Here is a 21,894-nt window from a genome sequence, read left to right as displayed (position 1 = left end):
GCGGTCCGGCCCCACGGGGGTTCGTCGTGGGATCGGTCTGCCGGAAGGCTGTTCGATGTCTCTGTCTCTGCCCGCGCTCGGCGGTACCGCCCGGCGCGCCGGTGATTTCGCGCTCGGCGTCAAAGTGATGATGGATCGCAAGCTGTTCAATCCGCTGCGTCTGGATCACGCCGCTCGCTCGTTCTTCAACGTCTCCAAGTTCGGCCCGTTCGCCGGTGTGGTCATGCACGCCGCGCAGACCAGGCCGGACGCGGGCGCCATCGTCGACGAGCGCGGTGAACTCACCTTCGGGATGCTCGACGAGCAGTCCAACGCGCTGGCCCGCGGCCTGCGGGCGAGCGGGATCGCCGAGGGCGACGTGATCGCGGTGCTGGCCCGCGATCACCGCGGCATGGTGCTGAGCCTGCTCGCCGCGGGCAAGCTCGGCGTCCGCGCGGTCCTGATGAACACCGGCTTCGCCAAGCCGCAGTTCGCCGACGTGGCCGCGCGCGAGAAGGTCAAGGCGGTGCTGCACGACAGCGAGTTCGTCGACCTGATGAGCGCCATCCCCGCCGACATCCCGCGCGTGCTCACCTGGGTCGACGAGGCGCACGGGGTCGACCCGGCGATCCCGACCGTCGAGTCGGTCTCGGCCGGTCGGTCGGTGACGCCGCTGACCCCGCCGAGCAAGCCGGGCGGCATGGTCATCCTGACCAGCGGCACCACCGGAACGCCGAAGGGCGCCCCGCGCGACAAGGTGAGCCCGTTCGCCTCCGCGCAGTTCATCGACCGGGTGCCGCTGCCCAACAACGGCACCATGATCATGGCGGCGCCGATCTTCCACGGCACCGGCCTGTCGCAGTTCACCCTCGGCCTGGCGCTGGGCAACCGGGTGATCTTCCAGCAGCGCCGGTTCGACCCGGAGAAGACGCTGGCCAATATCGTGCAGTACCAGGCGGATTCGCTGATCGTGGTGCCGACCATGCTGCAGCGCATCCTCGATCTGGACGAGCAGATCCTCGCGAAGTACGACCCGAAGACGATCAAGGTCATCTTCGCGGCCGGCTCGGCCATCGCGCCCGACGTGGTGACCCGCACGCTGGACTACTTCAACGACAGCCTCTACAACCTGTACGGCTCCACCGAGTGCGCCGTGATGACCGTGGCCACCCCCGCCGACCTGCGCAAGGCGCCGACCACCGCGGGCAAGGCCCCGGTCGGCATCCGGATCGTGCTGCTCGACGAGAACCGCAAGCCGGTCACGGCGCCGAACGTCACCGGAACCATCTTCGTGGACAACGGTTTCGCGTTCACCGGCTACACCGACGGCCGGACCAAGGAGATCGTCGACGGGATGATGTCCAGCGGTGACGTCGGCCATTTCGACGCCGACGGGCTGCTCTACATCGACGGCCGCGACGACGACATGATCGTCTCCGGCGGCGAGAACGTCTTCCCGCTCGAGGTGGAGAACCTCATCGCGGGCCGGGCGGACGTGTTCGAGGCGGCCGTGGTCGGCGTCGACGACCGCGACTACGGCAAGCGGCTGCGCGCGATCGTCGTCCCCGGGCCGGAGTCGGCGCGCGACGCGCAGGAGATCAAGGACTACGTCCGCGAAAACCTGGCCCGCTACAAGGTCCCGCGCGAGGTCATCTTCGTCGACGAGCTGCCTCGCAACGCCACCGGCAAGCTGCTGCGCAAGCCGCTGATCGAGATGGACGCCGAGCAGGCGTGAGCCCGGCCGTTCGTTCCCGGTCGGGCGGCCCATACCGGTCGACTATCATCAGCGCGTGATCATCGAGTTCGCGCGGACGTCCGCGCCGTCGCGTGCCGCCGGCGCGCGGCTGCGCGGCGCCTGCGCGGGCTCGATGTCGGGCGCGCTGTCGCTGGCCGCCCACGGGCTGGCCTCCGGCGGCGCGCTGCCGGGTAGCACCACGGTCGTGCTGCTGGCCGCGGTCTCGGCCGTGGTCGGCGCGCTGGTCGCCGGCATCGGCCCGCTGCGCGACGGTGCGGTCGGGCTGGCCGCCGTCCTGCTGGGCGGTCAGCTGCTCGGCCACACGACCATGAGCTGGTCGGGGCACGCCCATCACGGTGACGATTCGCTCGGCCTCGGCATGCTCACCGCGCACGCCGTCGCCGCGGTCGTCGCCGCCGTGATCATCCTCGGTGCCGAGGCCGCCTACCGGATCGGCAGCGCCGTGCTGGCGCGCATCCTGCCGCAGCGCTATCGCGCCCCCCGCATTCCCGACCCGGCGCCGCTGCGCCTGGTCCACCGTGACCGCGTCATCCTGCGGATCTTCGCCGCGCAGTCGCTGCGCACCCGCGGTCCGCCGCTCGCGATTCCTTTCTGACTCTTCCTTCACCCGGTGCACGAGCGATTTTCGCCGTGCGCTGTTCGCGCGTCGACGCCAGGAACGCTCCGACCGGAGCGGTACGCACCACAGTGCTGCCGGTCGACGCTTCGTCATGGCCGCGCACCGGGTTTCCGCACTTCAGAAACGAATCACCATGAGCATCACGGACACCCGTCCGGCCGAGGAACCCACCTCGGCGACCGCCACTGCGGCGGACCGTCCACGCGCCGGCACCCGCCGGGGCTTCCGTCTCTATCCCCTGGCCATGCGCCTGCACTTCTACGCGGGGATCTTCGTCGCCCCGTTCATCCTGATCGCCGCCCTCACCGGCGCGCTGTACGCGATCGCCCCGACCATCGAGGGGATCGTCTCCCGCGACCTGCTCCAGGTCGACACCACCGGCCCCGATCAGGCGCTCTCGGCGCAGGTCGGCGCGGCCGTCGCGGCCCGGCCCGACCTGACTCTCGTCGCCGTGGCGCCCGCGGCGGGCGACGGCGAGACCACCCGGGTGCTGTTCAACGACCCGACGCTCGGTGATTCCGAGCGGCTCTCGGTGTTCGTCGACCCGCACACCGCCCAGCCGGTCGGCGAGGCCGTGGTCTACGGCAGCGCGGGCGCGCTGCCCTTGCGGACCTGGCTCAGCGAGTTCCACCGCAGCCTGCACCTGGGCGAGCCCGGCAGGCTCTACAGCGAGCTGGCGGCGTCGTGGCTGTGGGTGATCGCCCTGTTCGGCCTCGTGCTGTGGGTGCATCGGGTGCGCAAGCGCCGGTCCAAGCGCTCGGCGCGGTGGCTGCTGGCGCCGGATCTGTCCGAGCCGAAGCGGCGCAAGCTCAACTGGCACGGCGCGATCGGTTTCTGGATCCTGCCGGTGGTGCTACTGCTCTCGGCGACCGGTATGACCTGGTCGACCTACGCCGGTGACAATGTCACCAAGCTGCGCGAGGAACTGAGCTGGACCACCCCCGCGGTGAACGTGAAGCTGCCCGGCACGGCCGGTCCCGCACAGTCCACCGGCGGTGACCACCACAGCGCCGGTCACACCGCGCCCGCCCCGGTCGACCCGGCCGCCCGGATCGCCCAGCTCGACAGCGTGTGGGAGATCGCCGAGGCCAATGGCATCACCCAGGCCGCCGAGATCACGATCCCCGCGACACCGGAGAAGGCGTTCGGCGTCAAGGAGCTGCGCAAGCCGGGCACCTACACCATCGACTCCGTCGCGATCGACGGTGCGACCGGCACGGTCACCGATCAGCTGGCCTTCGCCGACTGGCCGCTGATGGCCAAGCTCACCAACTGGGGCATCGCCTTCCACATGGGCCTGCTGTTCGGCACCGCCAATCAGCTGCTGCTGCTCGCGGTGGCCCTGGGCCTGTGCGCGATGATCGTGCTCGGCTACCTGATGTGGTGGCGGCGGCGCCCGACCAGGGCGACGAGCCGGTTCGCGGTCGGCGCGCCCCCGCGCCGGGGTGTGCTGCGCAAGACCTCGCTGTGGATCACCGTCCCGCTGGTCACCGCGGCGGTCCTGATCGGCTGGTTCGTGCCGCTGATCGGGCTGAGCCTGCTCGGCTTCCTGCTCGTGGACGTCGCGCTCGGGCTCGCCGCCCGCGCCCAGCCCACGGCCTGACCGCACAGCCCCCACACGAGGCGAAACCGCCTCGCCCACACCTCATTTCCCGTGCTCGGGTGCCGTCGCGATGACGCGCGCCCGCAGCCGCTCCATTCGATGAAGGACTCAGCTACCCCATGAAGACCACCAAGATCGCGCTCGCCGCTGCCGCCCTGCTGACCGCGGGCACCGTCACCGCGGGCACCGTGCACGCGGCACCGGCCGCGCCGGCGCCGATCACCTTCACCGCCGAAACCGTCGACAGCACCTCGCGGATCACCACCGACGCGGGTTCGCTGGTCGTCGAGGACGGCGCCTTCCAGGTGCGGGCCGCCGACGGCACCACCGTCGCCGCCACTCCCCTGCGCTTCCAGATCGACGATTTCGAGTTCCCGATCGCCGCCGAGATCACCGGCCGCACCGCCACCCTCACCCCGCAGCTGAGCATGGACAAAGCCGTCTACAAGCCCGTCGCCCTGCCCTTCGAGGACAAGGCGCCCTGGAAGTCCGAATACGACCGAGAACAAGCCGCCTGGTCGCGCATGACCAGCACCATCTCCCTGGGTGCTTCGATCGGCACCCTGGTCGGCGGACTCGGCGGCGCGGCCGTCGGCTGCGTCCTCGGCGGCATCATCGGCGCCACCGTCGCCTCGGCCACCATCGTCGGACTCTTCGGCCCGTTCCTGCCCGCCGCCGCCGTCGGCTGCATCGGCGGCATCCTCGCCATCGGCGCCCTGGGCACCGTCGCCGGACAGATCTTCGTCACCGCACCGGTCGCCCTCGGCGCCGCGATCCAGTACTTCACCACGATCAACCAGCCCTTCACCCCACCCGCCAAGTAGCGGACCCGAACGGTGGCGCGGTCGTCGCGTCACCGTTCGTTCGCGCGCCGCGGCCGGGCCGGACAGAATCGGAGGTGAACTCCGCATTCGGTGACGGTGAAAGGACGACAGGCGATGACGCTGTCCCGTCGGCAACTCCTGCGCTTCGGCGTGGCCGGCTCGGTCGCGGCCGCGGTGGGCGTGTCGGCGGTGAGCAGCGCCCGCTTCGCCGCGCCGCGCACGCTCGGCGAACCGTTCTCGCTCGGCGTCGCCTCCGGGGAGCCCACCGCCGACGGCGTGGTGCTGTGGACCCAGCTCGCGCCCGATCCACTGGCGCCCGACGGCTACGGCGGGATGCCGGTCGACCCGGTGACCGTCGACTACGAGGTCGCCGAGGACGAGCGGTTCACCAGGGTGGTGACCAGGGGTGCCGCCGTGGCGACCCGCGAGCTCGGCCACAGCGTGCATCCCGAGATCGCCGGGCTGGCACCGGATCGGTGGTACTACTACCGCTTCCGGGCCGGTTCGGCGATCTCGCCCGTCGGCCGTACCCGGACCGCACCGGCGGTGGGCGCTCCGACCAGCCGGATGCGCTTCGCCTTCGCCTCGTGCCAGTCCTGGAGCTCCGGGTACTACACCGCCTACGAGCATCTGCGCGAGGAGGACCTGGACCTGGTCGTGCACCTGGGCGACTACATCTACGAGTCGTCCTGGGTGGTCGCCCGGCGCGGCGCGACCCTGCTGCCCCAGCTCGAGGGTGAGGCGGTGAACCTGACGGGGTACCGGCTCAAGTACGCGCAGGCCAAGGCCGAGCTGCCGCTGCAGGGCGCGCACGCGGCGTTCCCCTGGCTGGTCACCTTCGACGACCACGAACTCGACAACAACTGGGCGGGCGCGCAGCCTGGCCTCGGCCTCGACGTGTACCGGCTGGCCCCGCTGTACCGGCGGCGCAAGGCCGCCGCGTTCCAGGCGATGTACGAGCACCAGCCGATGCGCTTGGCCCAGCTGCCCGCCGGACCGAACGTGCACCTGCACCGGCGGTACCGCTTCGGCGATCTGGCCGAGTTCACCATGATCGACACCAGGCAGTACCGCGACCCGCAGGCCTGCGGCGACGGCACCGCGGTCACCGGCTGCGCCGAGCGCTTCGCCACCGACCGCACGATCCTCGGCGCGGCGCAACGGGATTGGCTCGTCGACGGCCTGTCCAGCTCGCCGACGCGCTGGCAGGTGCTGGGCAATCAGGTCGCGATGGCGCAATCCGACTACGACCCGGGACCGGAGCTGCTGCTCGGCACCGACGCCTGGGACGGCTATATCGCCGATCGCAATACGGTGCTCGGCGCGGCGTCCGCGCGCGCGGCGGGCAATCTCGTCGTGATCACCGGCGACCGCCACGAGAACTACGTCGCCGATCTGCGCGGGGACTACGCCGATCCCGAATCACCGGTGGTGGCCACCGAATTCACCGGCACCTCGATCACCACCGGCGGTGACGGCGCCGACCTCACCGACGGGGGCCGGGCGCTGCTCGCCGCCAATCCGGACATGAAGTTCTACAACCGGCAGCGCGGCTACACCCGGGTCGATCTCGATCATCGGGTGTGGCGCACCGACTTCCGGGTGCTCCCGTATGTCACCCGCCCGGGTGCGCCGATCACCACCCGGGCGAGTTTCGTTGTCCAGGACGGTGTTCCGGGAGCCGAGCAGGCGTGAGACTCACGGCACGGTGACCGGGCGCAGGCAGCTCTGGAGCGGAGTGACGATCGAGCACAGCGCGGGCTTGCGCGTCGGACGGTAGTCCGCCGGGACTCCGTCCGCCGCCGTGACAGCCCGCAGGGCCGCCACCGCGTCGGTGGGCCGTCGGGTCAGGCTCGGATCGGTGGTCGCGTCCACCGTGTACAGGCCGAAACGCGGTGCGTAGCTGCCCCACTCGTAGTTGTCGGTGAGGCTCCAGTAGTTGTAGCCGATGACGTCGATACCGTCGAGCTCGGCGCGCTGGATCCAGTACACGGTGTCGCGCAGATGGTCGGCGCGGGTGTAGCCGTCGTGGCGCGGCGCGCCGTTCTCGGTCGGCAACCCGTTCTCCACCACGTAGATCGGCAGGCCGGGGAACTTCTCGGCGTAGGTGCGCAGGTCGTAGTAGATGCCCTCGGGTTCGATCGCGTTCTTCCACAGCTCGTCGCCGAGCAGCGCGGTGGTCGGCGGATGCTGGAGCGAAACACCGTAATAGAAGTCGATTCCGAGGTAGTCGAGCTTGTCCCGGACCCGGTCGACGAACAGCAGATCGGTCAGATTCTGCACGATCGGATACTGCGCCACATTGCTGGTCACCCGCGCGCCCGGCTGGCGCTGGTGGATGTGGTCGTAGATCTCCCGGTGCGCCCGCACCAGCCGGTCGAACATCGGCAGGGCGTCGAGCGGCCCGATGTCGCCGATCTTGATCGACTGCGCCACGTATCCCATCGGTTCGTTGATCGTCACCCACAGCGGATCGAACCCCGCGTATCGATCGACCACGCGGCGCATATTGGCCAGCCAGTCGGCGACCATCCCCTGGTTCTTCCAGCCGCCCTTGTCCGCCGCCCAGCCCGGGATCACCCAGTGATCGAGGGTGAGCATGGGCCGCATCCCGGCGGCCTGGATCTTCGCCAGGACCGCGTCGTAGAACCGGAAGTCGTTGTCGTCCCAGGTCCCCGCGCGCGGCTGCACCCGCGCCCACTCGATGCTGAGCCGGAAGACCCCTACTCCCAGCCCGGCCGCCAGGTCGATGTCCTCGGCGTAGCGGGTGTAGAAGTCGACCGAGTTCCCGTACCGGTCGCGCGCCTCCCCGGAGGCGGCGTACCGGCTCCAGTTGCTGTCCGGCGCATGGCCTTCGGACTGGAACCCGGACATGGAGACGCCCCACTGGAAGTCGGCGCCGAGCGCGGGCACCCGCGCCGGGGCGGCCGCCGCGCTGCCGGTGCCGGAGCCGCTGGGCGCCGCGGCCACCAGGCCGCCCCCGCCGAACACGAGGGCGATCGTCGACAAAATCGTGCACAGGATGCGCGTGCGTCTCATATCGGCAGAATCTCCCCGGGTGCTCGAGCGGCTGTGAAGTCAGCAGCCCGGACTTTACTGGTCGATTGTCCAATATGCGGCGGATTCGGCGAGCTAGCGGTCGGGGGTGAAATCCTCCAGGGTCAGTTCGGGCGTCTCGGGCACCTGGACCGGACGCAGGAACGCCCAGCCGACGAACACGACCGCGACCCCGAGCATGCCGAGGCCCGCCCACAGATTCACGTCGATACCCCCGGTCTTGGCCTCCTGCACGGCGGGGTCCTGCACCAGCGAGGTGATCACCAGGACGACGCCGTAGCAGCCGAGCAGCGCGCCGATGATGGTGCGGATATCGAAAAGCATGGCCCTGTCTCCTTATCCGACGATGATGTTGAGCGCGATCACCAGCACGAGCGCGATCCCCGCGAGCAGCACCGGGCGCTGGTACCAGGGCAGCGAGTCCGCGTCGGGATCGGTGCGCAGCGCCTTCGGCGTCTCGGAGTAGACCAGGCCGACCAGTTCCGCGGCCGGCTTGGGCCGGGTGACCAGGGTGACCGCCACGCTGACGGCGATGTCGACGACGAAGGCGACGCCCGCCGCGACGAAGCTCGTGCCCTGCCCGGACAGGTTCGTCACCCCGGTCTCGTTGAGCACGAACACGAACACCGCGGCCAGCGTGCCGCTGACCAGGCCGACCCAGCCCGCGGTCGGTGTCATCCGTTTCCACAGCATGCCGAGGATGAAGGTCGCGAACAGCGGCGCGTTGAAGAAGCTGAACAGCGTCTGCAGGTAGTCCATCATGTTGCTGAACCCGCCCGCGATGAACGCGGTGAAGATCGCCGCGATCGTCGCGCCGACCGTCGCCAGCCTGCCGATCCGCAGGTAGTAGCCGTCGGGCCTGCCCTTGCGGACGTACTGCTGCCACAGATCGAAGCTGAACACGGTGTTGAACGCGGAGACATTGGCCGCCATGCCCGCCATGAACGCCGCGAGCAGACCGGCCAGGCCCACCCCGAGCAGCCCGTTCGGCAGGACCTCCTTCATCAGGAACAGCAGCGCCTGGTTGTAGGTGACATCGCTCTCGTAGTCGGGATTCGCGGTGACCTGCTGCTTGTACTCGATCATCTGCGGCACCAGCACCGCGCTGATCATGCCGGGGATGACCACGATCAACGGGATGAACATCTTCGGGTAGGCGCCGATGATGGGCGTGCGCTGCGCGGCCGAGATCGAGTGGGTGGCCAGCGCTCGCTGCACCTCGACGAAGTTCGTCGTCCAATAGCCGAAGGAGAGCACGAAGCCGAGGCCGAAGACGATGCCCATGATCGAGGCGAAGTTGTCGGTGAACCCGCTCATCGCGGTGCCCGGCCAGGTACTCAGCTGATCGGCCCCGCCCGGCGAGGCGGTCACCCTGTCCTGCAAGCCTTCCCAGCCGCCGACCCGGTGCAGGCCGACCAGGGTCAGCGGCAGCAGGGCCGCCACGATCACGAAGAACTGCAGCACCTCGTTGTAGATCGCGGCCGAGAGCCCGCCCAGGGTGACATAGGACAGCACGATCGCCGCCGCCACGATCACCGAGATCCACAGCGGCCAGCCGAGCAGCACGTTGACGATGGTGCCGAGCAGATACAGGTTCACCCCGGCGATCAGCACCTGGGCCAGCGCGAAGCTCAGCGCGTTGACCAGGTGCGCGCCGGTGCCGAAGCGCCTGCGCATGAACTCCGGCACCGACCGGACCTTGGAGCCGTAGTAGAACGGCATCATCACCACGCCGAGGAACAGCATGGCGGGCACGGCGCCGATCCAGAAGTAGTTGAACGTCGGGAAGCCGTATTGGGCGCCGTTGGCCGACATCCCCATGATCTCCACCGCGCCGAGGTTGGCGGAGATGAACGCCAGCCCGGTGACCCAGGCGGGCAGGGAGCGGCCGGAGAGGAAGAAGTCGACGCTGGAGGACACCCGGCGCCGGGCGATCAACCCGATGCCGAGCACGAAGACGAAATACAGGGCGACGAGCGCGTAGTCGACGGGCGCGGCGTCGAGCCGCAAGGTCGACGACGCGTCGAGCGTGGTGGTGGAAACGGCAAGTGGCACAGCGTGTCCCTCCTGGCCTGGAGCCGGGCGGCGCACGGGCGTCGGTGACGACGGCGCGGGCTGCGTCGCCCGCCGAACATTCTCGGATGGATCCACTGTGCGCGCTCGCCCGCCGCGTCACCCGCCGATTCGTCGATGAGTGAACTTTTGTTCAGTCCAGTCTGCGTGCCCCGGCGGCCGGTTCGACGGTGAAGATGCGCGGTGCGGCGAGATCCGCCGCGGCGAAATCCGATTCGATCCGCGCGGTGACCCGGTCGGTCGCCGCGCGGTCGACCAACGCCAGTACGCTGCCGCCGAAACCACCGCCGACCAGGCGCGCGCCGTGCGCGCCCGCCGCCAGCGCGGCGTCGACCGCGAGATCGAGGGCGGGCGCGGACACCGCGAAATCGTCGCGCAGCGACCGGTGCGAGGCGGTGAGCAGCGCGCCGACGGCCCTGGGGTCGGCACCCGAGCGCAGCCGGTCGACGACGGCGAGCACGCGCGCGTTCTCGGTGACCACGTGGGTCGCCCGGCGCCGCAGCACCGGATCGGTGAGCCGGGACAGCGCGGCGGTGGTGGCGTCGCGCAGGGCGGGCACCCCCAGCGCGACGGCGGCCGCCTCGCATTGCGCCCGGCGTTCGGCGTACGCGCCGTCGGCGAGGTCGTGCGGGTGGCCGGTGTCGGCGACGAGCAGGGCCAGGTCCGCGGCCGCGAGATCGAACGGAATCTGTTCCACCGCATCCGGTTCCGGGCCGTCTGGCGCGGTGTAGGCACGGACGTCGAGGAACAGCGCGTGCCCCGCCGTGCACAGGATGGCGGCGGACTGGTCGAGCACCCCGGTCGGCACCCCGGCGAACTCGTTCTCCGCCGCGCGGGCGATCTCGACGACGGTGCGATCGGTGAGACCCGGCGCGAACAGATCCCGCAGCGCCACCGTCACCGCGCAGCACAGCGCCGCCGAGGACGACAGGCCTGCCCCGATCGGCACCGCGCCGTCGACGTCGAGGCGCACCCCCGCGATCGGATGCCCACGGCGCGCGAACTCGACCACGACGCCGAGCGGATACCGCGCCCAGCCGGGCACCCGATCACGCTGCGCGGCAAGCTCGTCCACGGCGACCGCGACGACCTCGCCGGGGCGCTGCGCCGAGGTGAGCCGGACCCGGCCGTCGGCGGTGGGCCCGGCCGCGCAGACGACCCCGAGCGACAGGGCGATCGGCAGCACGAACCCGTCGTTGTAGTCGGTGTGCTCACCGATGAGGTTGACCCGGCCCGGGGCGATCCACCTGTCCATCCTTCGGCTCCTCCGTACTCGTCGACGCTGCGGCGATCCCACCACACACCGCGCAGGCGCGGCGCCGGACATCGGGTACCGAATCGGTATCCGGCAATGCCGTCAAGGGCACGACAACCGGGGACCGGACGTGTCATGATCGACTGAGTTGTAAAGGTTTTGAGCGTCTCTCACGTTCGATCGGCGCTCGTCGCGTGCGCAGCAGGACCGAGGGGGGCCGATGACCATCAGCGAGACACGCCAGCGGAGCCCACGCTGGTACGCGCTCGTGCTCGGCGCGGCGGGGGCCGCGCTGCTCGCACCGCTGCTCGGCCCGCGGTCGCTGTCGTTCCTGCTGCTGGTCGTGATCGTCGCGGGCAGTCTGGCCATGATCGGCGTCGGCCTGTACAGCCACCGGCCCGCGCACCGGGTGCCCTGGTATCTGCTGGCCGCGTCCGTCCCGCTGTTCGCCTCGGGCACCGCGATACGCGAACTCGGTCTGCACGATACGTGGCATCCGATCGACGATCTGTGTACCGCGGCGGCCTACCTGTGCCTCGGCCTGGCGGCGGTGGGCTGGCTGCAACCGCGCCGGGTCGCGGGCGCCCGGGATCTGTGGCTGGACTCGATGCTGATCGGGCTCAGCGCGCTGCTGGCCTCGTGGACGTTCCTGATCTCCCCGATCCTGGCCGACCCCAACGGTTTCGACACCGTGCTGGCCGCGAGCTTTCCGGTGATCGACGCGCTGCTGCTCACCGTGCTCGCGCATTCGCTGGCCACCGTGGTCCGCAGCGAGACCGCGCTGCGGCTGCTACAGGCGGCGCTGATCGCGGTCCTCGTCGGTGGTCTGCTGGAAAGTCTCACCGCCGCAGGCACGGTCCTGGTCGACAGCGGGTTCGCGCTGGTGCCCCAGCAGTGGGCGTACCTGCTGGCCGGGCTGGCCGCGCTGCACCCGACCATGGGCGTGACCCACGTGGCCGACGACGCGCACCCGCACCGGTCCCGCAGGCGCGCCGGGGTGATCGCGGTGGCCCTGGTCGCCGCGTCGCTGGTGAGCGTGGTCGGCGCCGATCTCGGTCCGGGTGACCGGGTGGTGATCTGCCTGTTGCTCACCTCCCTGCTGGTCGGGGTGCTGGTGCGCAGTGAACGCGCGATCGCCCGCAGCCTGCGCAGCGAGCGCCGCGCCCAGTACCAGGCCGACCACGATCTGCTCACCGGGCTGTTCAACCGGGCCGCGCTGCTGCGGGCGCCGCACCGGCACCGCCGGGAGTGGGCCGGAAAACCGTTGTGCCTGTTGTTCATCGACCTCGACGGCTTCAAGATGGTCAACGACAGCTACGGGCACGCGGTCGGCGACGAGCTGATCGCCGAGGCCGCCGCCCGCATCCGCCGCACGGCCCGGCGCAGCGATGTGGCGGCCCGCTACGGCGGCGACGAGTTCGTCGTGCTCGCCGCCCGCGGGCGGGCCGAGGCGGCCGTGCTCGCCCAGCAGTTGCTCGGCGCGTTCGTCCGCCCGTTCGACCTGAGCTGCGGCGAGATCCCCATCACCGCCAGTATCGGCGTCGCCTGCGTGAGCACCCGGCCGACCGACTCCACGGTCTACGACCTCATCCGCGCCGCGGACGCCGCCATGTACCACGCCAAGGAGTACCGCCTCGGCCTCGCCTTCCACGACGGCCTGCGCCAGAACACCGGGCCCCGGGTCCTGCGCAGTACCGGAAACCCCACCAGCACAGCGGTATAGAGCTGTGCGGGCGGGGCGATGCTCAGTCTCCTAGTTCGGCGAGGAGCCTTTTGGCCGCCTCCAGTTCGGCCTGCAGCTGGGCGACCTTGGCCTGCTGCGCGCCACGCGCGGCCTCCAGGATGCCCGCCACGACTTCCTCGACCTCCGGGTGCAGGATCTTGGCGGCCTGGGCGACGGCGCCACTGCTCACCGCCAGCCCCTTCACACTGCGCTTCTTGCCGTTGACCACGTCGACGGTCCACTCGCCGTCGGCGGAGCCGGTGAGGGTGACGGTCACCTCGGGCGCCTTGGGCTTGCGCGCGGCCGGGGTCTTCGCCGCCGCCGGACGCGGTGTCGCCGGCTTGGGCGCGGCGGACTCGTCGGGGACGGGCGCGAGCGACCGAGGAGCGGGCGGCGTCGGTGCGGCGCTCGGCAGGGTCGACGGCTGGGTCACAGTGTGGTCCTTTCGATTGCTCGGCTCGGGGACACTCTCCGGGCGGGTCCGCGAGGATCCGCCCGGCGCTACGGTAGTCGCGCGGGCCGGCTTGGTCAGCGTCACCTCGCTCGGTCCGAACGACAGCACATCTTTGGAACCGGTGGGCTTCACCTGCAGGAAGTCGCCGTCGGCCGGGTCGCCGAGGGCGACGACCTTGCCCGACTTGCCCTCCGCGACACCGACGGCGGCGGCGGTGAACCACACCATCGGCGGTTTCCCGTCGGCCAGCTCACCCGCGATGCGCGCGAGCTCGGCCTCGGACAGTACCTGCGGGGCGGATCGGCGGGATGCGGACTTGGTGCTCGGCGAGGACATCGTGGACTCCGGAAGGTTGGTGCGTTCTACAGCGTGGTGTGCTGGAGATGATGCCGCACGCCACCGACATGTTCCGGGCGAGCCCACCGTCCCGGCCCGAAAACCCGTCCGATGACGGGCTTCCGGACCGTCGCGCGATCAGCCGCGGGTGGCGTTGCCCGCGGTCGTCGGGCGGATGTTCGCGCGCACCGCGGCGACATCGGGATACCCGTTGACCGCCATCAGCAGGTCCGCCTCGGCCGCGTAGCTGCGCAGCAGGTGCACCAGCCCGCGGACCCCGCCCAGCGCCAGCCCGTACACGTACGGCCTGCCGAGACCGACCATGGTCGCGCCGAGGCCGAGCGCCTTGACCACGTCGGCGCCGGAACGCACGCCGGAGTCGAACAGCACCGGCACCCGGTCCTCGCACGCCGCGACGACGCCGGGCAGCGTCTCCAGCGCGCTGAGCCCGCCGTTGGCCTGGCGCCCACCGTGATTGGAGCAGTAGATGCCGTCGGCGCCGAAGTCGATCGCCTTGCGCGCGTCCTCGGGGTGCGAGATGCCCTTGAGGATGATCGGCAGATCGGTGAGCGAGCGCAGCCAGGTCAGGTCGTCCCAGGTCAGGGAATTGCCGAAGGTCGCGATCCAGTGCAGGACAATCAGCTTCGGGTCGTCGGAGCCGACCATCGCCTGGAACACCGGGTCGCTGGTGTAGTTCTTCAGCACGTGCCCGCGCAGCTGCGGGAAGTTGCCGCTGGACAGGTCGCGCGGCCGCCAGCCGGGCACCCAGGTGTCGAGGGTGACGGTGATGCCCGCGTACCCGGCGGCCTCGGCGCGACGCACCAGGCTCTCGGCCAGCTCCCGGTTCTTCGGCGTGTACAGCTGGAAGAACGACGGTGTGTCGCCCGCGTGCGGCCGCACGTCCTCGAGCGGGTCCTCCATCAGGGTCGAGAACATCGCGGGCACACCGGTTTTCGCCGACGCCTGCGCCACCGCGATGTCACCGTGGCCGTTCTCGCCGACCAGCCCGATCACGCCGACCGGCGCCAGGAACAGCGGGCTGGCGAAGGTGTGCCCGAAGGCGGTGACGGTGAGGTCGCGCTCGGTCGCGCCGACCAGCATCCGGGGCACCAGGCCCCAGTCCGCGAAGGCCTCGGCGTTGCGGCGCTGGGTGAGCTCGTCGCCCGCGCCACCGGCGATGTAGTTCAGCAGGGTATCCGGCAACGCGGCGGTCGCCTTGCGCTCGAGCGTCGCGTAGTCCATGGGAAATTCGGGCAGGTTCCCACCGAGCGCGGCCAGGTAGATCTCGTTCTGATAGTCGGCGAACTGACTCATCGCTGAACTTTCGCATGCGAGCCGTGGTTCACAGACCCCAGGGGGGATGTAAGGTGCGTCATACTCGTAAGTAGACAGCAGCGTACCCAGCAGCACGTTCCGAGATTGTGAGTGCCCCTGTCGTGACCCTCGTCGAACACTCGGCCGCACCCGCCGACCCGGACGTTCTCCTCGCTCAGCGCATCACCAACGGTGCCATCCGCTACCTGACCCTCCTCGCCTGTGGGCTCTCCCAGGACTCGATGGACCTGCTCACCTCGGTGACCGACCGACTACGGGCCGCCGAGGGTGCTTTACGCGATCCCCTCACCGCCGATCTCGGCTTCGACTGATCACCGCAGGCGCGCGGTGAGCGCGGCCAGGTCCGCCAGCCGGTGCGCACGCGCGATCTCGGCGGGCGTGAATGGTTCGTCGGGGCGGACGAAGCCCCAGCGATCGTCGTCGCGTTCGAGTTCGAGCACGGTGCCCGCACCCACATCGCCCGCGTCGGGCGTGCCCGGCGCGAGATAGCGCGCACCGAGCAATTCGGCGACAGCCAAGGGTAATTCGTCCGGATCGCCCACGATGCGGGCCGCGATGGCCAGCGCCTTGGTCTGGCCGTCGATCAGCGACAGCACCGTGGCGGGCCAGACCCGCACGCCCGAACCGCCCGCCTGCACCACCGCCGAGGTGAGGCTGTGCACGGTGACCCCCTCGGGCGCGGCGACGACGAGTTCGTCGAGCACCGCGTCCTCGAGCTGATGCACGTGCACGGTCAGGATGTTGGCCTCGCGATGGGCCAGGTGTTTGGCCAGTGTCTCCAGCGCGCCCGGCCGATCCGCCAGCCTGACCCGGATCCGCCACAGTGCCTGTGCCTCGTCGATCCGGTCCCGGTGCCGGAGTTCCGGGCCGTGCAGCCACCCGCCCAGCATGCGCATCGCGCCCGGTTCGACCACCCAGATGACCAGGATCGTGGTGGTGATCGTCAGCAGGGTGACGGTGAGCAGGTAGGGCGGGTGCAGGTGGATCACCAGCGCGTGCAGCGCCAGCTCCACCGGGAACACCGCCGCCAGTTTGGCCAGCGCCAGCCGGGTGCGGCGCGGGTGCGGCAGCCGCCCGCACACCTCGCAGGCCAGGGCCGTGACACGGGGTCGCACTGCGATTCGCCACATGCGGGTCAGCGTCACCCGCGCACATGTCGATCTTCGACGTGACACGTAAACGGGGCGTGACAGCCGCTCCGAAACCGCTTGACCTGCAACGTCTTCCACGGTGATACCCGCCACGCGCAGCGCGCGGATGTGACCGCGGGCACCTTCGGTCCGGCCGCGACCAGCGATAGGCGGTGACAACGATTGTGACTCGCCTCACTAAAAGTGATTGACAAAGCCACACAATCGGGCATAAAACAACATGAGTACACATTCATCGAAGCGGAGGAACCCATGTACGCCGAGGAACGGCAGCAGGCGATCGCGGCCCTGATCGGGCATCGCGGGCGGGTCTCCGTCGCCGAACTGGCCGACCAGTACGGGGTCACCACCGAGACCGTGCGGCGCGACCTCGCCGTGCTGGACCGGCTCGGCCTGATCCGGCGCGTGCACGGCGGCGCGGTCGGCGCGGGCGCGCTGACCACCATCGAGCTGGGCACCGCCGAACGCGACAGCACCCGCGCCGTCGAGAAGGACCGCATCGCCGTGCTGGCCCAGCGCTTCCTGCCCGCGTCCGGTGGCAGCGTGCTGTTCGACGCGGGCACGACGACGGCCAGGGTGGCCGCCGAGCTGCCCACCGATCTCGACCTCGTCGCGGTCACCAACTCGCTGCCGATCGCCACCCGGCTCACCGGCTTCGCCGGGGTGCGGGTGCATCTGCTGGGCGGGCGGGTGCGCGGGGTCACCCAGGCGGCCGTCGGCGCCGAGACACTGCGACTGCTCGGTGAGCTGCGCGTTGATGTCGCGTTCGTCGGCACCAACGCGCTCACCGTCCGGCACGGGCTGTCCACGCCCGATCCCGAGGAGGCCGCGGTGAAGCGTGCGATGATCGCCGCCGCCGACCGGGTCGTGGTGGTCGCCGACGCGGGCAAGGTCGGCCGGGAGGACTTCGTGCGCTTCGGCAGCACCGACGACATCGACGTACTGGTCACCGATACCGAGATCCCGGCCACCGCGCACGCGGACCTGGTCGCGGCGGGTATCGAGGTGGTGCTCGCATGATCGTCACCCTGACCGCGAACCCGAGTGTGGACCGGACGGTCACGCTCAGCGAGCCGTTGCGGCGCGGACAGGTGCATCGGGCCGTCGGGGTCACCGCGCAGCCCGGTGGCAAGGGCGTCAATGTCGCGCGGGTGGTCGCGGCGGGTGGCGCGCCGGTCGTGGCGGTGCTGCCCGGGGCCGAGGACGATCCGGTGGTGCACGGATTGCGCACGGCGGGAATCGGTTTCCGCGCGGTGCCGGTGCCGGGCGAGCCGAGGGTGAATCTGACGATCGCCGAAACCGACGGCACCACCACCAAGATCAACGCACCCGGCCGCCCACTGACCGGCCGCGAGCTGGCCGAGCTGACGACGGTGCTGGTCGAGCTGAGCGCCGAGGCGGCGTGGATCGTGCTGTCCGGTTCATTGCCGCCCGGGGTGCCGGTCGACTGGTACGCGGAACTCGTCACCACGCTGGGCGCATCGGCGAACGGGGCGGCCCGCACCCGGATCGCGGTCGACACCTCCGACGCGCCGCTGCTGGCCCTGTTCGACGAATCAGCCGGCGCCGCACCAGATCTCCTCAAGCCGAACTCCGACGAGCTGGCCCAGCTGACCGGGCTCGATCCCGTCGATCTCGACGCCCCGGCGGCCGCCGCCGCTGCCGCTGCCCGCCTGATCGATCGCGGGGCCGGCGCGGTGCTGGCGACCCTCGGCGCGGCCGGGGCGGTGCTGGTCACCGCCGAGGACGCCTGGTTCGCCGCGGCCCCGCCGATCGTGCCGCGCAGCACCGTCGGCGCGGGTGACTCCGCCCTGGCGGGCTATCTGCTCGCCGACCTGGCAGGCGCGGACCCGGCCGACCGGCTGCGCGCCGCCGTCGCCTACGGCAGCGCGGCCACCGCACTGCCGGGCACCGAACTGTCGGGCCCGGCCGACATCGCGCTCGACGCCGTCACCGCCCACCCCCTGCCGACCAGCTGACCGTTCCACCCCCACTCGCGAAAGACACCACGATGGCCGATTCGATCATCACCACCGACCTGATCACGCTCGACGCCGAGCTCGGTGCTGACAAGGACGCGGTGATCACCGCGCTCGCGGGCAAGCTCGCCACGGCGGGCCGCGCGAGCGACGCCGCCGCCGTGAGCCGGGCGGCGCTGGACCGGGAAGCGCAGTCGGCGACCGGACTCCCCGGCGGCATCGCCATCCCGCACTGCCGATCGGCGGCCGTCACCAGCGCGTCCCTCGCCTTCGCCCGCCTCTCCCCCGGCGTCGACTTCGGTGCCCCCGACGGCCCCGCCGATCTGGTGTTCCTGATCGCCGCCCCCGAAGGAGCGGGCGCCGAACACATGAAACTGCTGTCATCCCTGGCCCGCGCGCTCGTCCGCCCGGCCTTCGTCGCCGACTTACGATCGGCCGCGACACCCGCCGACGTCGTCGCCCTGGTCGACGGCGTCATCAACCCACCGCCCGCCACAGGACAGCAACGCCCAGCGGCCACAGCCGGTGTCGCGCCCGGTGGCAACGCAACAGCCGCTGATTCCGCAGCGAAGGGCGCCGACGCGGGAAGCGGTTACGCCGGAGCCACCGACGGCACAGCAACGACCGACACCGCACACGCGGACACCGCCACTGCCACAAGTGCCGCACCAACCGGCGGCGCCGCCGGCGCTAGTGCCGCACCAACCGGCAATGCCGCTAGCCCCGGTGCCGCACCAACCGGCAATGCCGCTGGCGCCAGTGCCGCACCAACCGACAGCGCCGCAGCTACCGAGGGCACAGCGGCAACCGACACCGCACAGGCGGAGAGCTCGGCAGGAGCCGGGGCCGCGGCAGCAGGCGATGCCACTGCCATCGGTGCGGCGGCGGCCGCCACTGTTGCAATGGGCAGCGGCGCAGCGACCACCAGGGCCGCAGCCGCTGGTGAATCGGGAGCAGACGCCGATGCGCGCGGTGGGTCGAGCGCTCCGAGCTCCGCAGCCGGTGGTGTGACGCAGGCTGGACCAGCTACGACTGCCGGAATAGGCAGTGCCGCAGAGACTTCCGCCGGAAGCGTGACCGGAGGACGGCGGCTGCGGATCGTCGCGGTGACCGCCTGTCCGACCGGCATCGCGCACACCTATATGGCCGCCGACTCTCTTGTCGCCGCCGGTGAGCGCGCCGGGGTCGATGTGGCCGTCGAGACCCAGGGGTCCAGTGGCGGCGACAAGCTGGACCCCGCCACGATCGCAGCGGCCGACGCGGTCATCTTCGCCACCGACGTGGGGGTGAAGGATCGGGGCAGGTTCGCGGGCAAGCCGGTCGTCGAGTCGGGCGTCAAGCGGGCCATCAACGAGCCGGACACGATGATCGCGGAGGCCGTCGCGGCGAGCACGGCACCGGGTGCGGCGACGGTGGGCGGCGCGGCACCGGCCCCGGCGGCCTCGGCGGCCAAGGGCATCGGCTGGGGCACCCGGCTGCGGCAGATCCTGCTCACCGGGGTCAGCTACATGATCCCGTTCGTCGCGGCGGGTGGTCTGCTGATCGCGCTGAGCTTCCTGCTCGGCGGGTACGAGATCTCCGACAGCGCGAAGGACATCGTGCTGAACAACTCGATCACCGATCTGCCCGACGGCGGCCTCGGCACCTACTTCGGCGCGGTCCTGTTCCAGATCGGCGCGCTCGCGTTCGGCTTCCTGGTGCCCGCGCTGGCCGGGTACATCGCCTTCGCGATCGCCGACCGGCCCGGTCTCGCACCGGGTTTCACGGCGGGCGCCATCGCGGTGTTCGTCGGGGCGGGGTTCCTGGGCGGTCTGGTCGGCGGGCTGGTCGCCGGGTTCGCGGCGCTGTGGGTCGGCAGGCTGCCGGTGCCGACGTGGGCGCGCGGCCTGATGCCGGTGGTCGTGATTCCGCTGCTCGCCTCGCTGCTCGTCGGCGTGGCCATGTTCGTGCTGCTCGGCAAGCCGCTCGCGGCCGTGACCAGCGGACTCACCGACTGGCTCAACGGCCTGTCCGGCACCTCCGCGGTCGCGCTCGGTGTCATCCTGGGCGTGATGATGTGCTTCGACTTGGGCGGGCCCGTCAACAAGGCCGCGTACTCCTTCGCCGCGGCCGGCCTGTCGGTGACCGATCCCGCGACGCTGCGGATCATGGCCGCGGTGATGGCCGCGGGCATGGTGCCGCCGCTGGCGATGGCGCTGTCGACCACCGTGCGCCCGCGCCTCTACACCGAGGCCGAGCGGGAGAACGGCAAGGCCGCCTGGCTGCTGGGCGCCTCGTTCATCTCCGAGGGCGCGATCCCGTTCGCCGCGGCCGACCCGCTGCGCGTGCTGCCCTCGATGATGCTCGGCGGCGCCGTCACCGGCGGCCTGGTGATGGCCACCGGGGTGACGCTGAGCGCACCACACGGCGGAATCTTCGTGTTCTTCGCGATCGGCCACCTCGGCTGGTTCGTGCTGGCGCTGCTGGCGGGCACCGTGGTCGCCGCGCTGAGCGTCACCCTCGCCAAGGAGTTCACCCGCACGCAGTCCGCGTCCCCCGTCCACACCACCGCGTAACCCGTTCACACACAAGGAGATATCTCATGGCCAGCACCACCGTCACCGTCGGCTCCTCGGTCGGCCTGCACGCCCGTCCCGCCGCCCTGATCGCCGAGGCGGTCGGCGCGGCCGGGGTTCCGGTCACCATCGCGCTGGTCGGCGGCGACCCGGTCGACGCGGGTTCGGCGCTGATGATCATGACCCTCGGCGCCGGTCAGGGTGCCGAAGTGGTGATCACCAGCGACGACCAGCCGACCCTGGACAAGATCACCGAACTGGTCGCCAGCGACCTCGACGCCTGAGACCTCGCGGCCACCCGTGTGTCGGGTGGCCGCGGCGTGCGCCCGCCTTCGCCGACAGGCGTGATCGCGGAACCCCCGGGTACATTCGAGGAGCTCGTACTTCAGTTCTCTCGAAAGGCCCTCTGCCCTATGGGTACTCGCTGGCTACGTCGCCTTTCCCCCGCCCCCGGCGCGGAATCCCGGAAGCTGGTCTGCTTCCCGCACGCCGGCGGTTCGGCCCTCGCGTACGGGCCACTGGCCAAGTCGATCGGCGCCGACTTCGACGTGCTCGCCGTGCAGTACCCCGGGCGGCAGGACCGGCGGCAGGAACCGCTGGTGGACAGCATCTCCGGCCTCGTCGACGGGTTGCTGCCCGAGCTGATCGAGGCGCTCGACGGCGACGAGAACTTCTTCGCCTTCGGCCACAGCATGGGCTCCGTGGTCGCCTTCGAGACCTGCCGGCGGCTGGAGCAGGCGGGCTCGACCGCGCGCGTGCTGTTCGCCTCCGGCCGTCGCGCCCCGTCGGCCCCGCAGCCGGGAACCGTGCATCTGCTGGACGATCGGGAGCTGGCCGCGCAGCTGCTCGAGTTCGGCGGCACCCCGCCGGCGCTGCTCGCCGATCCCGAGTTCCGTCAGCTCATCCTCTCGATCACGCGCAACGACTACCGCGCCATCGAGACCTACACGTGCGCCACGGAGACCACCGTGGCCAGCCCGATCGTCGCGCTGGCGGGCGCGGACGACGCCGACGCGCAGCTCGCCGACATCCAGGCCTGGCGCACGCACACCACCGGCGACTTCACCGCGACGACGTTCCCCGGCGGCCACTTCTACCTCGACGCGAACCTCGACGGCATCGGCCGCCTGATCCGCGAGCACAGCGCACGGGCCCTGGCCCGCTAGCCGCGTGGCCGGGTGAGCACCGCGCTCAC

General features: G+C 70.9%; 19 protein-coding genes. 12 read left to right on the top strand and 7 right to left on the bottom strand.

Going from position 1 to position 21,894, the window contains the following annotated elements; genetic code table 11:
* Window positions 1-55 precede the first annotated feature (55 nt).
* From ACFVW6_RS26115 to ACFVW6_RS26095, 5 genes are all read left to right on the top strand, one after another.
* Window positions 56-1,714 (top strand): acyl-CoA synthetase, encoded by a 1,659-nt coding sequence (locus ACFVW6_RS26115; protein WP_355280811.1) that lies wholly within the window; start codon window positions 56-58, stop codon window positions 1,712-1,714.
* Window positions 1,715-1,769: 55 nt separating this feature from the next.
* On the top strand, window positions 1,770-2,330 hold the full coding sequence (locus ACFVW6_RS26110) for a hypothetical protein (protein ID WP_378822896.1): 561 nt from the start codon (window positions 1,770-1,772) through the stop codon (window positions 2,328-2,330).
* A gap of 157 nt (window positions 2,331-2,487) precedes the next feature.
* Complete coding sequence (locus ACFVW6_RS26105) at window positions 2,488-3,957, top strand: PepSY-associated TM helix domain-containing protein (RefSeq protein ID WP_378822898.1); 1,470 nt, start codon at window positions 2,488-2,490, stop codon at window positions 3,955-3,957.
* Between the two features lie 119 nt (window positions 3,958-4,076).
* Window positions 4,077-4,781: a hypothetical protein gene (locus tag ACFVW6_RS26100; protein ID WP_378822900.1), complete on the top strand. Its 705-nt coding sequence runs from the start codon at window positions 4,077-4,079 to the stop codon at window positions 4,779-4,781.
* A 114-nt stretch (window positions 4,782-4,895) separates the two neighbouring features.
* Complete coding sequence (locus ACFVW6_RS26095) at window positions 4,896-6,476, top strand: alkaline phosphatase D family protein (protein ID WP_378822902.1); 1,581 nt, start codon at window positions 4,896-4,898, stop codon at window positions 6,474-6,476.
* A gap of 3 nt (window positions 6,477-6,479) precedes the next feature.
* Here ACFVW6_RS26095 and ACFVW6_RS26090 read toward each other — a convergent pair whose 3' ends face one another.
* From ACFVW6_RS26090 to galK, 4 genes are all read right to left on the bottom strand, one after another.
* Complete coding sequence (locus ACFVW6_RS26090; protein WP_378822904.1) at window positions 6,480-7,820, bottom strand: family 1 glycosylhydrolase; 1,341 nt, start codon at window positions 7,818-7,820, stop codon at window positions 6,480-6,482.
* Between the two features lie 93 nt (window positions 7,821-7,913).
* Window positions 7,914-8,162: a hypothetical protein gene (locus ACFVW6_RS26085; RefSeq protein WP_378822906.1), complete on the bottom strand. Its 249-nt coding sequence runs from the start codon at window positions 8,160-8,162 to the stop codon at window positions 7,914-7,916.
* Between the two features lie 12 nt (window positions 8,163-8,174).
* Entirely contained in the window at window positions 8,175-9,893 is a 1,719-nt protein-coding gene (locus tag ACFVW6_RS26080) for a sodium:solute symporter family protein (RefSeq protein WP_378822908.1), read from the bottom strand.
* Window positions 9,894-10,044: 151 nt separating this feature from the next.
* The gene (galK, locus tag ACFVW6_RS26075) at window positions 10,045-11,166 is read right to left on the bottom strand and encodes a galactokinase (protein WP_378822910.1); all 1,122 of its coding nucleotides are present in this window, start codon (window positions 11,164-11,166) and stop codon (window positions 10,045-10,047) included.
* A 220-nt stretch (window positions 11,167-11,386) separates the two neighbouring features.
* Between galK and ACFVW6_RS26070 the strand changes: the two genes are divergently transcribed.
* Window positions 11,387-12,889, top strand: a complete 1,503-nt coding sequence (locus ACFVW6_RS26070; RefSeq protein WP_365007280.1) for a GGDEF domain-containing protein — start codon at window positions 11,387-11,389, stop codon at window positions 12,887-12,889.
* A gap of 22 nt (window positions 12,890-12,911) precedes the next feature.
* Here the strand turns inward: ACFVW6_RS26070 and ACFVW6_RS26065 are convergent, their stop codons facing one another.
* Window positions 12,912-13,679 carry a DUF6319 family protein gene (locus ACFVW6_RS26065; protein WP_355280796.1) on the bottom strand — a complete coding sequence of 256 codons (768 nt, stop codon included), beginning with the start codon at window positions 13,677-13,679 and terminating at the stop codon, window positions 12,912-12,914.
* 138 nt (window positions 13,680-13,817) lie between these two features.
* The gene (locus ACFVW6_RS26060; protein ID WP_378822912.1) at window positions 13,818-14,993 is read right to left on the bottom strand and encodes an alpha-hydroxy-acid oxidizing protein; all 1,176 of its coding nucleotides are present in this window, start codon (window positions 14,991-14,993) and stop codon (window positions 13,818-13,820) included.
* Between the two features lie 122 nt (window positions 14,994-15,115).
* Between ACFVW6_RS26060 and ACFVW6_RS26055 the strand changes: the two genes are divergently transcribed.
* Window positions 15,116-15,325, top strand: a complete 210-nt coding sequence (locus tag ACFVW6_RS26055; RefSeq protein WP_378822915.1) for a hypothetical protein — start codon at window positions 15,116-15,118, stop codon at window positions 15,323-15,325.
* Here the strand turns inward: ACFVW6_RS26055 and ACFVW6_RS26050 are convergent, their stop codons facing one another.
* Entirely contained in the window at window positions 15,326-16,144 is an 819-nt protein-coding gene (locus tag ACFVW6_RS26050) for an amino acid-binding protein (protein WP_378822917.1), read from the bottom strand. It abuts the gene before it with no gap.
* 273 nt (window positions 16,145-16,417) lie between these two features.
* Here ACFVW6_RS26050 and ACFVW6_RS26045 point away from each other — a divergent pair, with 273 nt between their 5' ends.
* The 5 genes from ACFVW6_RS26045 to ACFVW6_RS26025 all read left to right on the top strand — a co-directional run bounded on the left by ACFVW6_RS26045 (window position 16,418) and on the right by ACFVW6_RS26025 (window position 21,865).
* On the top strand, window positions 16,418-17,185 hold the full coding sequence (locus ACFVW6_RS26045; protein ID WP_378822919.1) for a DeoR/GlpR family DNA-binding transcription regulator: 768 nt from the start codon (window positions 16,418-16,420) through the stop codon (window positions 17,183-17,185).
* The gene (locus ACFVW6_RS26040) at window positions 17,182-18,144 is read left to right on the top strand and encodes a 1-phosphofructokinase family hexose kinase (RefSeq protein ID WP_378822920.1); all 963 of its coding nucleotides are present in this window, start codon (window positions 17,182-17,184) and stop codon (window positions 18,142-18,144) included. The genes ACFVW6_RS26045 and ACFVW6_RS26040 overlap by 4 nt, the downstream gene beginning before the upstream one ends.
* A 32-nt stretch (window positions 18,145-18,176) precedes the next feature.
* A complete protein-coding gene (locus ACFVW6_RS26035; RefSeq protein ID WP_378822922.1) occupies window positions 18,177-20,699 on the top strand; it encodes a fructose-specific PTS transporter subunit EIIC in 2,523 nt (840 codons plus the stop codon).
* A 26-nt stretch (window positions 20,700-20,725) separates the two neighbouring features.
* The gene (locus ACFVW6_RS26030) at window positions 20,726-20,983 is read left to right on the top strand and encodes an HPr family phosphocarrier protein (RefSeq protein ID WP_355280786.1); all 258 of its coding nucleotides are present in this window, start codon (window positions 20,726-20,728) and stop codon (window positions 20,981-20,983) included.
* A gap of 129 nt (window positions 20,984-21,112) precedes the next feature.
* The gene (locus ACFVW6_RS26025) at window positions 21,113-21,865 is read left to right on the top strand and encodes a thioesterase II family protein (RefSeq protein ID WP_378822925.1); all 753 of its coding nucleotides are present in this window, start codon (window positions 21,113-21,115) and stop codon (window positions 21,863-21,865) included.
* Window positions 21,866-21,894 lie beyond the last annotated feature (29 nt).

Source organism: Nocardia sp. NPDC058244, assembly GCF_042882065.1.
Classification (GTDB): domain Bacteria; phylum Actinomycetota; class Actinomycetes; order Mycobacteriales; family Mycobacteriaceae; genus Nocardia.
The sequence above is the reverse complement of the archived record's forward strand: the minus strand, read 5'-3'. Positions and strand labels throughout refer to the sequence as shown.

What these genes read in the sequence shown, in the direction of transcription:
- ACFVW6_RS26115 (WP_355280811.1), top strand. Translation starts at nt 56, where the DNA reads ATGTCTCTGTCTCTGCCCGCGCTCGGCGGTACCGCCCGGCGCGCCGGT.
- ACFVW6_RS26105 (WP_378822898.1), top strand. Translation starts at nt 2,488, where the DNA reads ATGAGCATCACGGACACCCGTCCGGCCGAGGAACCCACCTCGGCGACC.
- ACFVW6_RS26100 (WP_378822900.1), top strand. Translation starts at nt 4,077, where the DNA reads ATGAAGACCACCAAGATCGCGCTCGCCGCTGCCGCCCTGCTGACCGCG.
- ACFVW6_RS26095 (WP_378822902.1), top strand. Translation starts at nt 4,896, where the DNA reads ATGACGCTGTCCCGTCGGCAACTCCTGCGCTTCGGCGTGGCCGGCTCG.
- ACFVW6_RS26090 (WP_378822904.1), bottom strand. Translation starts at nt 7,820, where the DNA reads ATGAGACGCACGCGCATCCTGTGCACGATTTTGTCGACGATCGCCCTC.
- ACFVW6_RS26085 (WP_378822906.1), bottom strand. Translation starts at nt 8,162, where the DNA reads ATGCTTTTCGATATCCGCACCATCATCGGCGCGCTGCTCGGCTGCTAC.
- galK (WP_378822910.1), bottom strand. Translation starts at nt 11,166, where the DNA reads ATGGACAGGTGGATCGCCCCGGGCCGGGTCAACCTCATCGGTGAGCAC.
- ACFVW6_RS26070 (WP_365007280.1), top strand. Translation starts at nt 11,387, where the DNA reads ATGACCATCAGCGAGACACGCCAGCGGAGCCCACGCTGGTACGCGCTC.
- ACFVW6_RS26065 (WP_355280796.1), bottom strand. Translation starts at nt 13,679, where the DNA reads ATGTCCTCGCCGAGCACCAAGTCCGCATCCCGCCGATCCGCCCCGCAG.
- ACFVW6_RS26060 (WP_378822912.1), bottom strand. Translation starts at nt 14,993, where the DNA reads ATGAGTCAGTTCGCCGACTATCAGAACGAGATCTACCTGGCCGCGCTC.
- ACFVW6_RS26050 (WP_378822917.1), bottom strand. Translation starts at nt 16,144, where the DNA reads ATGTGGCGAATCGCAGTGCGACCCCGTGTCACGGCCCTGGCCTGCGAG.
- ACFVW6_RS26045 (WP_378822919.1), top strand. Translation starts at nt 16,418, where the DNA reads ATGTACGCCGAGGAACGGCAGCAGGCGATCGCGGCCCTGATCGGGCAT.
- ACFVW6_RS26040 (WP_378822920.1), top strand. Translation starts at nt 17,182, where the DNA reads ATGATCGTCACCCTGACCGCGAACCCGAGTGTGGACCGGACGGTCACG.
- ACFVW6_RS26035 (WP_378822922.1), top strand. Translation starts at nt 18,177, where the DNA reads ATGGCCGATTCGATCATCACCACCGACCTGATCACGCTCGACGCCGAG.
- ACFVW6_RS26030 (WP_355280786.1), top strand. Translation starts at nt 20,726, where the DNA reads ATGGCCAGCACCACCGTCACCGTCGGCTCCTCGGTCGGCCTGCACGCC.
- ACFVW6_RS26025 (WP_378822925.1), top strand. Translation starts at nt 21,113, where the DNA reads ATGGGTACTCGCTGGCTACGTCGCCTTTCCCCCGCCCCCGGCGCGGAA.